At 69.6% G+C, this 12,637-nt stretch carries 12 protein-coding genes; 5 read left to right on the top strand and 7 right to left on the bottom strand.

Going from position 1 to position 12,637, the window contains the following annotated elements; all coding sequences use genetic code 11:
* Positions 1 to 63: 63 nt before the first annotated feature.
* The 4 genes from ABD169_RS06505 to ABD169_RS06520 all read left to right on the top strand — a co-directional run bounded on the left by ABD169_RS06505 (position 64) and on the right by ABD169_RS06520 (position 4,447).
* Positions 64 to 762 carry a GntR family transcriptional regulator gene (locus ABD169_RS06505; protein ID WP_344030764.1) on the top strand — a complete coding sequence of 233 codons (699 nt, stop codon included), beginning with the start codon at positions 64 to 66 and terminating at the stop codon, positions 760 to 762.
* Positions 759 to 2,297: an MmgE/PrpD family protein gene (locus ABD169_RS06510; protein WP_344030766.1), complete on the top strand. Its 1,539-nt coding sequence runs from the start codon at positions 759 to 761 to the stop codon at positions 2,295 to 2,297. The genes ABD169_RS06505 and ABD169_RS06510 overlap by 4 nt, the downstream gene beginning before the upstream one ends.
* On the top strand, positions 2,297 to 3,208 hold the full coding sequence (gene prpB / locus ABD169_RS06515; protein WP_344030768.1) for a methylisocitrate lyase: 912 nt from the start codon (positions 2,297 to 2,299) through the stop codon (positions 3,206 to 3,208). Before ABD169_RS06510 ends, prpB begins: the two co-directional genes overlap by 1 nt.
* A gap of 108 nt (positions 3,209 to 3,316) precedes the next feature.
* Positions 3,317 to 4,447, top strand: coding sequence for a bifunctional 2-methylcitrate synthase/citrate synthase (locus ABD169_RS06520; RefSeq protein ID WP_344030770.1), 1,131 nt, complete (start codon positions 3,317 to 3,319; stop codon positions 4,445 to 4,447).
* Positions 4,448 to 4,524: 77 nt separating this feature from the next.
* On the opposite strand, the gene ABD169_RS06525 is transcribed toward ABD169_RS06520, so the two are convergent.
* From ABD169_RS06525 to speB, 5 genes are all read right to left on the bottom strand, one after another.
* A complete protein-coding gene (locus ABD169_RS06525; protein ID WP_344030772.1) occupies positions 4,525 to 5,880 on the bottom strand; it encodes an NAD-dependent succinate-semialdehyde dehydrogenase in 1,356 nt (451 codons plus the stop codon).
* A 108-nt stretch (positions 5,881 to 5,988) separates the two neighbouring features.
* A complete protein-coding gene (locus tag ABD169_RS06530) occupies positions 5,989 to 6,669 on the bottom strand; it encodes a cyclase family protein (protein WP_344030774.1) in 681 nt (226 codons plus the stop codon).
* A 4-nt stretch (positions 6,670 to 6,673) separates the two neighbouring features.
* On the bottom strand, positions 6,674 to 8,128 hold the full coding sequence (locus ABD169_RS06535) for a purine-cytosine permease family protein (RefSeq protein WP_344030776.1): 1,455 nt from the start codon (positions 8,126 to 8,128) through the stop codon (positions 6,674 to 6,676).
* On the bottom strand, positions 8,125 to 8,535 hold the full coding sequence (locus tag ABD169_RS06540; RefSeq protein WP_046455246.1) for a YybH family protein: 411 nt from the start codon (positions 8,533 to 8,535) through the stop codon (positions 8,125 to 8,127). Before ABD169_RS06540 ends, ABD169_RS06535 begins: the two co-directional genes overlap by 4 nt.
* A 100-nt stretch (positions 8,536 to 8,635) precedes the next feature.
* Positions 8,636 to 9,586, bottom strand: a complete 951-nt coding sequence (gene speB / locus ABD169_RS06545; protein ID WP_344030778.1) for an agmatinase — start codon at positions 9,584 to 9,586, stop codon at positions 8,636 to 8,638.
* A gap of 147 nt (positions 9,587 to 9,733) precedes the next feature.
* Between speB and ABD169_RS06550 the strand changes: the two genes are divergently transcribed.
* Entirely contained in the window at positions 9,734 to 10,315 is a 582-nt protein-coding gene (locus tag ABD169_RS06550; RefSeq protein ID WP_046455248.1) for a helix-turn-helix domain-containing protein, read from the top strand.
* A gap of 69 nt (positions 10,316 to 10,384) precedes the next feature.
* On the opposite strand, the gene ABD169_RS06555 is transcribed toward ABD169_RS06550, so the two are convergent.
* Together ABD169_RS06555 and ppgK are read right to left on the bottom strand one after the other, a co-directional pair.
* Positions 10,385 to 11,596, bottom strand: coding sequence for an MFS transporter (locus tag ABD169_RS06555; protein WP_156174976.1), 1,212 nt, complete (start codon positions 11,594 to 11,596; stop codon positions 10,385 to 10,387).
* A gap of 62 nt (positions 11,597 to 11,658) precedes the next feature.
* The gene (gene ppgK, locus ABD169_RS06560; protein WP_344030781.1) at positions 11,659 to 12,444 is read right to left on the bottom strand and encodes a polyphosphate--glucose phosphotransferase; all 786 of its coding nucleotides are present in this window, start codon (positions 12,442 to 12,444) and stop codon (positions 11,659 to 11,661) included.
* Positions 12,445 to 12,637: the final 193 nt, after the last annotated feature.

A 12,637-nucleotide genomic window follows, 5' to 3' on the forward strand; every position in this document is an offset into this window, starting at 1 on the left:
ATGCATACTGCAGAATGCAGGGGGGTCATTGCGCTTCGTAAGACCTGAGTGTATACATAGAGCATGGCGATGAACATCGGGGGACGTACGACCGCGGTCGAGCGCGCCTACGCCGTGCTGCTCGACGAGATCCAGACCGGCGCGCTCCCGGCCGGGGCGGTGCTCGCCGAGGTCGAGCAGTCGGCGCGGCTGGGCATCAGTCGTACGCCCCTGCGGGAGGCTCTCGTCCGTCTCGGGTCTGAGGGCTTCGTTGTGCAGCAGTCGCCGCGGGTCACCGTGGTCGCCGGAATCGACGAGAACGACATCCGCAGTCTCTTCGAGCTGCGGCGCGGACTCGAGGAGCTCGCCGTCCGGGCCGCTGCGGAACGGGGCGATGCGGCCGTATTCACCGCGCTCGCCGAGTCCTTCAGCGCTGCCGCGACCGCGAATCCGGGGCTCGCCGACCCGGCGGAGCACGCGGGCTACTACGCGCTCATCTCCGCCTACGACGCGGCGGTCGGCGACGCGATCCGCAACGACTATCTCGCCTCCGCGCTGCGCACCGTGCACACCCATCTCGTCCGGGTCCGACAGCTCGCGAAGGACAACCCGGAGCGCCTGGTCGTCTCGGCCGGCGAGCACGCGCTGATCGCCGGTGCGATCGCCGAGGGCGACGCCGCGCTCGCCGCGCACGCCACCCATGTGCACCTGCACAACGCGCTCATCTCGATCCTGAGCTCCATCGGGGGCTCGTCCCCGACCCACACGGAAGGCACGCCATGACCGTCATCCATCACGTCCGCGTCCACACGAGCGAAGAGGAGCTGCCCCGCGAGGGACAGCTGGCCTGGAAGATCGCGGAGGTCGCGACGGACCCCGTCCCGGTCGATGCCGACGTCGTCGACATGATCATCAATCGCGTGATCGACAACGCCTCGGTCGCCGCAGCATCGCTGAACCGCGGTCCCATCATCGCCGCACGCGCGCAGGCGCTCGATCACCCGGTATCGACCGGCGGTGCCGGCGCCTCGATCTTCGGCCTGCCGAGCACGGGCGCCGACGCCGAGCTGTCGAGCCCCGAGTGGGCGGCCTGGGCGAACGGGGTCGCGGTGCGCGAGCTCGACTACCACGACACCTTCCTCGCCGCGGAGTACTCGCACCCGGGCGACAACATCCCGCCGATCCTCGCGGTCGCCCAGCACGTCGGCAGCGATGGCGCTGCGGTGGTGCGCGCGATCGCGACCGGGTACGAGATCCAGATGGACCTGGTGCGCGCGATCTGCCTGCACCGGCACAAGATCGACCACGTCGCGCACCTCGGCCCGTCCGCCGCCGCGGGCATCGGCACCCTGCTCGGCCTCGAGACCCCGGTGATCGCGCAGGCGGTCGCGCAGGCGCTCCACACCACCACCGCGACGCGGCAGAGCCGGAAGGGCGAGATCTCGACCTGGAAGGCGCACGCGCCGGCGTTCGCCGGCAAGATGGCGGTCGAGGCCGTCGACCGCGCCATGCGCGGGCAGACCGCTCCCGCGCCGATCTACGAGGGCGAGGACGGCGTCATCGCCTGGATGCTCGACGGTCCGAACGCGTCGTACGACGTGCCGCTGCCGGCCCCGGGAGAGGCGAAGCGCGCGATCCTCGACAGCTACACCAAGGAGCACTCGGCCGAGTACCAGGCGCAGGCCTGGATCGACCTCGCGCGCAAGCTGCACGGCGCGCACCCCGAGCTGGCCGACCCCGCGAACGTCGCGTCGATCGTGCTGCACACCAGCCACCACACGCACTACGTGATCGGCTCGGGGGCGAACGATCCGCAGAAGTACGATCCGAAGGCCTCGCGCGAGACGCTCGACCACTCGATCCCGTATATCTTCGCAGTCGCGCTGCAGGACGGCGGCTGGCACCACGTCGACTCCTACGCGCCCGAGCGGGCGGGGCGCCCCGACACGGTCGAGCTGTGGCACAGGATCACCACTGCGGAGGATCCCGAGTGGACCCGTCGCTACCACTCCGAGGATCCCAACGAGAAGGCCTTCGGCGGTCGCGTCGAGATCGCGCTGGCCGACGGCACGACCATCGTCGACCAGATCGCCGTCGCCGACGCCCACCCGCTCGGTGCGCGCCCCTTCGCCCGCGAGAACTACATCGCGAAGTTCCGGATCCTCGCCGAGCCCGTGCTCGAACCGGCGGAGATCGAGCGGTTCCTCGAGCTCGTGCAGCGGCTGCCCGAGCTGACCGTCGACGAGGTGCGCGAGCTCAACATCGTCGCCGCGCCGGGCGTCATCGACCTCTCCGCCGCCCCGAAGGGACTCTTCTGATGCTGTACTCGAAGACTACCGCCGAGCAGAAGCGGCTGGCGCTGCGCGAACGCCTCGCGAGCGGTGAGCTGCTGCGCTTCCCGGGTGCGTTCAATCCGCTCTCCGCCCGGCTCATCGAACGCAAGGGCTTCGACGGCGTCTACATCTCGGGAGCGGTGCTCGCCGCCGACCTGGGGCTGCCCGACATCGGGCTCACGACGCTGAGCGAGGTCGCCGGTCGCGGGGAGCAGATCGCCCGCATGACCGAGCTGCCGGCGATCATCGACGCCGACACGGGCTTCGGCGAGCCGATGAACGTCGCCCGCACGATCCAGAGCCTCGAGAACGCCGGGATCGCGGGTTGCCACATCGAGGATCAGATCAACCCCAAGCGGTGCGGTCACCTCGACGGCAAGGCCGTCGTCGATGTCGACACCGCGGCGAAGCGGATCCGCGCGGCGGTCGATGCGCGTCGGGACCCGAACTTCCTGATCATGGCGCGCACCGACATCCGGGCGACCGCGGACGGGCCGATGGGACTCGACATCGCCGTCGACCGCGCGAAAGCGCTCGTCGATGCGGGCGCCGACGCGATCTTCCCGGAGGCCATGCGCACGCTCGAGGAGTTCGAGACGATGCGGGGCGCGGTCGACGTCCCGCTGCTCGCCAACATGACCGAGTTCGGCAAGAGCGAGCTGTTCAGCGCGCAGCAGCTCGCCGACATCGGCATGAACATCGTGATCTGGCCCGTGTCGATGCTGCGCATCGCGATGGGCGCGACCGGTCGCGCCCTCGACACGCTGAACGACGAGGGGCACCTGCGGGGTCGTCTGGACGAGATGCAGCACCGGGCGGACCTCTACGACCTGGTCGACTACGAGGCCTACAACCGGTTCGATTCCGGGGTGTTCAACTTCGAGGTCGAGCGCTGAGGCGATCCTGCGGCTCCGCGGCATCGCCGGAGTCGCAGGATCCACCGAGCACCGCATGAGATCCTGCGACTGCGCAGGACGAGCCGAGACGCGACGAAGGAGTCGAAGATGACCGATACGGAGATCAAGAAGGGCCTCGCGGGGGTCGTGGTCGATACGACCGCGATCTCGAAGGTCAATCCCGAGAGCAACAGCCTGCTCTACCGCGGATACCCGGTGCAGGAGCTCGCCGCGAGCCAACCGTTCGAGGCGGTCGCGTACCTGCTCTGGCACGGCGAACTGCCGACCGCCGAGCAGTTGGCGTCGTTCGAGGCGATGGAGCGCTCGCTGCGGTCGCTCGACCCACGAACGTTCGCGCTGCTCGACACGATCCCGAGCGACGCGCACCCGATGGACATCGTGCGAACGGTCGTGAGCCAGCTCGGCACCTTCGACGAGACGCTCCACCGGCCCGGCGGCTGGACCGATCGCGAACTCGACCTCGGGCGCTCCGCGTACCTCTTCGCCCAGCTGCCGACCGTCGTCGCCGCGGTGCAGCGCCGCCGACGCGGGCAGGAACCGATCCCGCCGCGCGACGACCTCGACTACGCCCGCAACTTCCTCTGGATGACCTTCGGCGAGCTGCCGTCCGACGCGGCGGTCGACGTCTTCCGCGTCTCGATGGTGCTCTACGCCGAGCACTCCTTCAACGCATCGACCTTCACCGCGCGGGTGATCGCCTCGACGACCTCCGATCTCTACTCGGCGGTGGTCGGCGCGATCGGGGCGCTGAAGGGGCCGCTGCACGGCGGCGCCAACGAGGCGGTCATGCACATCTTCGACGAGATCGGATCCGCCGACGAGGTCGGCGCCTGGCTCGACCGTGCGCTCGCCGAGAAGCGCAAGATCATGGGGTTCGGTCATCGGGTCTACAAGCACGGCGATTCCCGCGTGCCGACCATGGACCGCGCCCTCAGGGTGTTGCTCGACGAATCGGGGGACACCGGGCTCGCCGGGCTCTACGAGACGCTCGAGCGGGAGTTCGTGGCGCGCAAGGGCATCTACCCGAACCTCGACTACCCGTCGGGCCCCGCATACCGCCTGCTCGGCTTCGACACCGAGATCTTCACGCCGCTCTTCATCGCCGCCCGCGTGACGGGATGGACCGCGCACGTCATGGAACAGGCGGCGTCGAACGCGCTGATCCGCCCGCTGTCGGCGTACGACGGCGTCGACGAGCGCCACGTGCCGGGGGCCTGACACTCGGCCGGCCTCGCCCGGAACACGCAGAGGGCCCGGGATCCTGACGGATCCCGGGCCCTCTGCGTGCGAGTGGATTACTCGGCGAAGCGGAAGAGCTTCTTGTTGGCGAACTCCAGCATGCCGCCCTTGCCGAGCTCGCGGCCGTAGCCCGACTTCTTCACGCCGCCGAAGGGCACGTCCGCGCCCTCGAGGCCGGCGCCGCCGATGAACACCATGCCCACGTCGAGCTGGTTGCCCACGCGCTCGGCGCGCTCGAGATCGTCGGCGATGACCACGGAACCGAGGCCGTACGGCGACGAGTTGGCGAGGCGGATCGCCTCTTCATCGCTGGACACCTTGTAGAGCTGCGCGACGGGGCCGAAGAGCTCCTGACGGTAGACGTCCATCTCGGGGGTCACGCCGCCGATGACGGTCGGGGTGTAGAAGTTGCCCTCGGGAGCGTTGTTGCCCACGAGCACCTCCGCGCCCTGGTCGATCGCGCCCTGCACCTGAGCCTTGAGGGTCTCGGTGGCCTTCTCGGACGACAGGGGGCCGTAGTTGCCCGCCTCGAGCGACTGGCCGGCGATGGCCTCCTCGAACTTCTTCGAGAACTCGTCGTAGACCGTGTCGAGCACGACGATGCGCTTCGAGCCGTTGCAGGCCTGACCGGTGTTCTCCATGCGGCCGCCGACCGCGTGCTCGACCGCGTGGTCGACGTCAGCGGTGTCGAGCACGATGAAGACGTCCGAGCCGCCGAGCTCGAGCACGCACTTCTTGAGGTGCTTGCCGGCCTGCTCGGCGACGATCGAACCCGCGCGCTCCGACCCGGTGAGCGAGACGCCCTGGGTGCGGTCATCGGCGATGATGGTCGAGATCTGGTCGTGCGTCGCGAAGACGTTGACGTAGGCACCCTTGGGGAAGCCCGCGTCCAGGAAGATCTGCTCGAGCGCGAGTGCCGACTCGGGGCACTGCTCGGCGTGCTTCAGGATCACGGTGTTGCCGAGGATCAGGTTCGGGACCGCGAAGCGGGCGACCTGGTAGTACGGGTAGTTCCACGGCATGATGCCGAGGATCACGCCGATGCCCTGGAAACGGAAGAAGCTCTTCAGGCCGTCCTCGACCTCGAGCTCCTCGTCGGCGAGCCACTTCTCGGCGTTCTTGGCGAACGCCTCGGTGATCGCGCCCGAGAACTCGGCCTCGCCGATCGACTGGTCGAGCGGCTTGCCCATCTCGCGGTGGATGATGGCGCCCAGCTCGTCCTTGCGCTCTTCGAAGAGCTCGGCTGCGCGGTGTGCCAGGGCGGCGCGCTCGGCGACCGTGGTGGTGCGCGACCACTCCTGGTAGGTGCGCTGCGTGCTCTCGAGCGCGCTCTCGATCTCCGCCGCGGTGGCGTCGGGGTACTCCTTGACGGTCTCACCGGTCGCGGGATTGATGACGGCGTACTTGCCCATGGATGACACACTCCTTGTGAACTTCGTCGTTAGCGTGGTTGCAGCCAGTTTGGCACACCCGGACGGGGAGCACTAGCTCCGGATTCCCGCGCGGGTCACCGGTTCTGGCTACGGATCCCGGGGGTCCGGGGGCTGGACGGCTTCGGAAACCGTCGTTTCTGCGATTGCGCGGATCGGTGAACCGTCGCCGCCGAAGATCCGGAGCGGCAGCAGCGAAATCCGCACGTTCGCTGGGAGCTGACCGAGTCCGCGCAGATTCTCGACGATGGCGCCGCCGCGTCCCAGCCACTGCTCGTGCACGGGCAGCCCTGCGCCGGAGACGGCGCGCGGCGTCGAGTCCGGGCTCAGCGTGTCGACGCCGAGCACGCGGGCCCCGGCGTCCCAGAGCCGCTCCGCGAGGTCCGCATCGACGAACGGATGGGCGAAGGCGGCATCGGAGCCGAAGCGCGTGTCCCATCCGGTGGCGATCAGGACCGCCGAGGGCAAGCGCCCGGGGAGGGGCTCCGCGAGATCCTCGATCCCGTACGCGGTGTCGGGTCGGGGATCGGCGACGCGCAGCACCCGCGCGTCGCCGACCAGCCACTCCAGCGGCAGCTCGTCGACCGTCGCTCCGCCGACGACCGAGTGCGACGGCGCGTCGATGTGGGTGCCGGCGTGCGAACCGAGGTCGAGCCGCGCGACCGCGACGCCGTCCTCGGGCACCGCGAGGGCCGGTTCGATCCGCACCTCGGGATCGCCGGGGAACACCGGCATCCCGGTCTCGAGCGGGTGGCTCAGGTCGACGAGCATCGCGTCACTCCGGGCGCGGGGCGCGCGTCGCGCTGGGGTCCTCGAGGCGCAGCGCGCTCGTGGCGTCCGCGCCGTCGAGCAGGTGCCCGGTCGGCTCCGCGTCGCGCGGGTCGCGCAGCCCCAGGCCGCGCACTCCGCCGAGGCCGTACATGAGGCCGAGGTAGAGCAGGAAGCTCAGGATGAAGGCCGGGATGTTCGCGCCGATCGGGCTCGGGACCACGTACGACATGAGGTACGACGCCGCGGCGCCGATCACCCAGACGATCACGGCGACCCAGTTGACACCGCCCGAGTACCAGTACCGGCTCTCGCGCCGCTCGTGCAGGATCTGGCGGGAGTAGCCGCGTCGCTTGAGCAGGTAGTAGTCGGCGATCATGATCGCGAACACCGGTACGAAGAAGGCGCTGATGACGAAGAGGAAGTCGGTGAACTGGTTCAGCAGGCCGAGGAACGTGGAGCCGATGATCGAGATGATGCCGAGCACGATCGCGGTCGGCAGGAAGCGCAGGTGCCAGCGCGACTGAGCGTTGACCACCGAGGTCACCATGCCGAAGACGACCATCGTGTTGGTCGCCATGACCGACAGGAAGATCGCGATCCCGAGCGGCCAGCCGAACTCGCCCACGATGACCGCGGGGTCGAACGCGGTGGCGTCCCCGCCGCGCAGCAGCACGGTGCTGAACGCCACGAGGCCGAGCAGCATCGCGATGCAGGTGGACAGGGTGTAGCCGATGCCGGATCCGACGATGCCGGCGGTGCTGCTCTTCGCGTGGCGGTTCATGTCGGCCGAGAGGACGGTCCACGAGATGGCGGTCGCGAGCACCATGTCGAGCGTGATGAACGGGGTGCCGCCCAGGCTCGTGTCGACGGGGAGCGCGGCGAACTCGGAGGGGCTGAACGCGCCGAAGGCCGCGGCGAACACGAAGCCCATCACGATCAGGATCAGGAGGGCCAGCCAGGGCTCGACCCGCGAGATGCCCGTGTGGCCGAAGATGGCCAGCACCACGACGATGCCCTGGCAGATGGCCGAGAACAGTGCCGGGTTCGAGAATCCGGTGGCCTCGTGCACGAGGTAATTGACGGTGACGCCGGCCAGCATCGCCTGTACCCAGCTCCACCCCATCAGGATGATGAGGTTCGCGGCGGCGGGGATGATGCTGCCGCGGATCCCGAACGAGCCGCGGGTCAGCGCCATGGTGGGGAGCCCGGTGCGCGTGCCCATGTTGCCGACGAGCACGAGCACGATCACGCCGAGCAGGGTGCCGACGAGGATCATCGCGCTCGCGGTGCCGAACGACACTGCGGGGACGAACAGGGTGCCCGTGAGGAGGGTCGTGACCACCAGGTTGGCGGCCAGCCAGATCATGCCGATCCGGAGCACGCCCTGGGTGCCGCGGACCGGGCCCGCGGATTCGTCCTGGCCGTCGAGGTTGACGGCCATCGTCTCCGGGCTGCTCATGCGTCGGCGCTCGTCTCGGGCACGGTCGAGAGGTGCTCGTGGATCGCGACGAGGCCGCCGTCGGCCTCGGCGCGGAAGATGATGCTCTCGCGCTCGACGTAGGAGTCGGGGCCGTCGGCGGAGTCGATGCTCGTGGCGACGGTGTGGCTGAAGACCGCGCCGCCGTCGAACACCTGCACGAGGCGGTCGGTCGAGCTGCAGGAAGTGACCTTCCAGCCGCTCTCGACCCAACCGGCCCACAGCGCCTCGTACTCGGCGCGCGAGTTCAGGCGCGCGGGCTCGGGGTGGAAGATGAAGCTCGCGTCGGCGGAGAAGCCCGCGAAGTAGGCGGTGGTGTCGGTCGCCGCGAACGCGTCGATGATGGCGTCTGCGGCGTCGAGCACGGCCGCTTCGGTGGGAGTGGGCATGTCGGTTCTCCTATGAACGGGTGCTGCGGGAGCTGCTGCGGTGCGGAGGGAGGGGAAGCGGAACCGCCGGCCCCGCCGAAGCGGGACCGGCGGTCGGGGATCAGGCCTCGCGGCCCGCCATCGCGCTGACGAGCTCGTAGACCACGTGGCTCGCGGCGACCGCGGTGATCTGCGCGTGATCGTAGGCCGGAGCGACCTCGACCACGTCGGCGCCGACGATGTTGAGATCGGCGAGACCGCGGATCAGGCGGAGCATCTCGCGGCTGGTGAGGCCACCGGCTTCGGGGGTGCCGGTGCCGGGCGCGTGAGCCGGATCCAGGACGTCGATGTCGATCGAGATGTAGAGGGGCTTGTCGCCGACGCGGGTACGGATCCGCTCGAGCGCGGCGGGGACGCCGTTCTCTTCGATGAACTCGGAGGTGACGATCTGGAAGCCGAGCATCGCGTCGTCGGCCAGGTCCTGCTTGCCGTACAGGGGGCCGCGGGTGCCGCCGTGCATGGAAGCCGTCATGTCGATGAGGCCCTCCTCGGACGCGCGGCGGAAGGGGGTGCCGTGCGTGGTGGGAGCACCGAAGTAGGTGTCCCAGGTGTCGAGGTGCGCGTCGAAGTGCAGCACGGCGACGGGACCGTGCTTCTTGTTGATGGCGCGCAGCAGCGGCAGCGCGATGGTGTGGTCGCCGCCGATGGTGACGATCTTGTCGACCTTCTCGCCGAGCTCGGTCGCGGCGGCCTCGACCTGGTCCACGGCCTCGGTCAGGTTGAACGGGTTCGCGACGATGTCGCCGGCGTCGACGACCTGCTTGAGCGCGAACGGCGACACGTCCTGAGCCGGGTTGTAGGGGCGGAGCAGCCGCGAGGCCTCGCGCACGTGCGAGGGGCCGAAGCGGGCGCCCGGGCGGAAGCTGACGCCGGTATCGAAGGGCACGCCGACCACTGCGATGTCGGCCGAAGGCACGTCCTCGATGCGGGGGAGCTTGGCGAAGGTGGCGATCCCGGCGTAGCGCGGCGTGAGGCTCGCGTCGACGGGACCCTGCGGCGTGTGATCGGTCACGTCGGGTCCTTTCGTGAAATCTGTGTTTCTGTGTTTACCTGTGGTAAACATGTGAAGCGTGGAGGTGAACTCCACCTCGACTATAGGTCCGCGACCGGCGAACGGTCAACGCGAGTCGATTGCGATCGAGACACGAAACGAGGCGCCATGCGAGCGGTGAATCCCGAAGCCGGGTCCGGCGACATCAGGATCGGAGCCCAGCTGCGCGCCTGCCGGCTCGCCCAGAACCTCACGCTCGAACAGCTCGCCGAGGCGACCGGTGTCACCCGCGGGTTCCTCAGTCGGCTGGAGCGCGACGCCACCTCGCCGAGCCTCGCGACGCTGCTGCAGATCTGCGAGGCGCTCTCGATCTCGATCGGCAGCCTGTTCGAGCCGCCGGAGGTGCAGCGGATCGCCCTCGACGACGCCCCGCGCATCAACATGGGCGGGCAGGGCGCGCTCGAGCGGCAGGTCACGCCCCGCTCGGAATCGAGGGTGCAGCTGATCCGCTCATCGCTCGCGCCGAACGCCAGCGGGGGCGAGGCCCTCTACACCGTCAACTGCGACCTCGAGGTGCTGCATGTCGTCGCGGGTTCGCTGCACCTGCGGCTGTCGGACCGCGAAGAACGGCTCGTCGCGGGCGACACGCTAACGTTCCCCGGGCGCTCGCCGCACACCTGGACCACCGGCGCCGACGGCGCGGAGGTGCTGTGGGCCCTGATCCCGGCCGCGTGGAGCGGATCGAACTGACCCGGCCCGGGGCCCGGTACTCGGCGCGTATCGCTCGGTACCCGGCTCCTGCCGGGCACCGAGCGGCGATCAGCTCGCGTCGGGAAGCTGCACCGGCTCGGTGTCGGGCAGCGGGCTCGCGTCGCGACCGCGCAGATCGGGGATCCAGGGCACGCTGATCGCCGCGGTGACGGCGGTCAGCATCAGCAGGATCGCCGACACGAGGATCGCGCCGTTCGGTCCCGCCTGGTCGATCGCGATGCCCGCGAACGCGGAACCGAGGGCGACGCCGACGAGCTGCCCGGTGCCGACCCAGCCGTAGGCCTCCGCCGACTCCGAGAACTTCACGGTCGAGCTCACGATCGAGAAGATCGCGGTGAACGTCGGTGCCGTGCCGAGGCCGCCGACGAAGAGCACTGCGGCGAGCCACCACGGATTCAGGGCGACGAGGCAGAGCGCGGTGCCGAGCGCCACGATCAGTACGCGCCAGAACAGCGACCACTTCGAGATGCTGCGGTGACCGATGAGCAGGCCACCCACGATCGATCCGGCCGAGAAGATCGCGAGCAGCACGCCGGCCTCAACGCCCTCGTGCCCGAACGCGGCCACGATCCCGGCCTCGATCGCGGCGAACGACGCGACGAAGAAGAACCCGGTGACGGTCGCCACGATCACGGTCGGGCGGAACAGGATCGCGCCGAAGCGTCGTCGTGCACGCGGGATCCGCACGCGGCCGACCTCCGGGCTCATGATGAACCAGAGGCCGCCGCCGAGCATGAACGCCGCGGCTGTGAGCAGGCCGAGCGTGGTGTTCAGCTGCGTCGACACGAACACGGCGACCACCGGGCCGATGATCCAGATGATCTCCTGCGCGGACGCGTCGAGCGAGAACAGCGCGGTCAGCTGCTTGCCCGGCACCATCTTCGGGTAGATGGTGCGGACAGCGGGGGTCACCGGGGGCGTGGTGAGGCCGACGAGGAGCGACAGCACGGTGACCACGCCGAGCGGCATGTGGGTCAGCGCGATCACCGTGAGGAACGTCGCGCAGGCGAGCGTCGTGACGGTGAGCACCGGGCGCATGCCCCAGCGGCCCATGAGACGGCTCGTCAGCGGGCCGGAGACGGCCTGCCCGACGCTCTCGGCGGCGAGGATGACGCCGGCCGACGTGTAATTGCCGTAGCCCAGTTGAATATGCAGCAGCATGGTGATCGACAGCATCCCGAACGGGAAGCGAGCGGTCAGCTGCGCCATGAGGATGCGGAAGACTCCGGGGCTGCGACTCAGATCACGATAGATGCCCACCAGCAGATTCTAGTGGTGGAGGGAGGGGGCGGCGCCAGGGGCGACGCGCCCGAGAAGCCGATTCAGTGGGCCTGGGCGGCGAGCCCGGCAGCGCCGACGATGCCCGCGTTGTTGCGGAAGTGCGCGGGCACGACGGGGACGTTCACCTTCGCGAACGGCAGGTACTCGTCGGACGACTTGGAGATGCTGCCGCCGATCACGAAGCGGTCGGGGCGGGTGATGAACTCGAGGTGCTCGAGCAGACGCTCCGCGCGCTTCGCCCACTCCTGGATCGTGATGCCCTCGCGCTCGATCGTCTTGGGGGACGCGAAGCGCTCGTACGGGTGATGCCCGTCGAGCTCGATGTGGCCGAGCTCGAAGTTCGGCACGAGGCAGCCGTCGTGGATCAGCGCCACGCCGATGCCGGTGCCGAAGGTCAGCACCATGGTCACACCGTCGACGCCGTGCGCCGCACCGAACGCGGTCTCGGCGATGCCCGCCGCATCCGCGTCGTTGACCACGAGGCAGGGGAGTCCGGTCGCGTCCGAGAAGAGGCGGACGGCGTCGGTGCCGATCCAGCTCTTGTCGATGTTGGCGGCGGTGCGCGCGATGCCGTGCTGCACGACCACGGGCAGCGTGATGCCGACCGCGGGTACCGTTTCGCGGGGGAGCGCGCCGTTCTCGGCGAGCTCGTCGCGGATCCCCGAGACCATGACCGCGACGGCCGCCGCGATGTCGCCCGGGTGTCCGCCCTCGGGGGTGGGGACGCGGTGGCGGCCGGTCAGCATCTCGCCGGTGGCCGTGTCGATCGCGGCGCCCTTGATGCCGGTGCCGCCGATGTCGATGCCGATCGCTGGGGCCTGCTGCATGCAGAACAGCTTAGCCCGGTTCGGAGGGGTGTTCGGCGCGGGCGCGGGCGGGTGTCGGGGCGGGCTGGTGTGGTTGGCGCGGGGGCGGGTGCCGGCGCCGGTGTGGACGTCGGGGTGGAAGTCCGGGGTCGGACAGTCGGTGGGGACTGTCGAGGAGCGGTGCTGCTTTCGAGACGCGGTGCCGCTGGCGGGA

This window comes from Leucobacter iarius, from assembly GCF_039530105.1.
GTDB classification, from domain to species: Bacteria; Actinomycetota; Actinomycetes; order Actinomycetales; family Microbacteriaceae; genus Leucobacter; species Leucobacter iarius.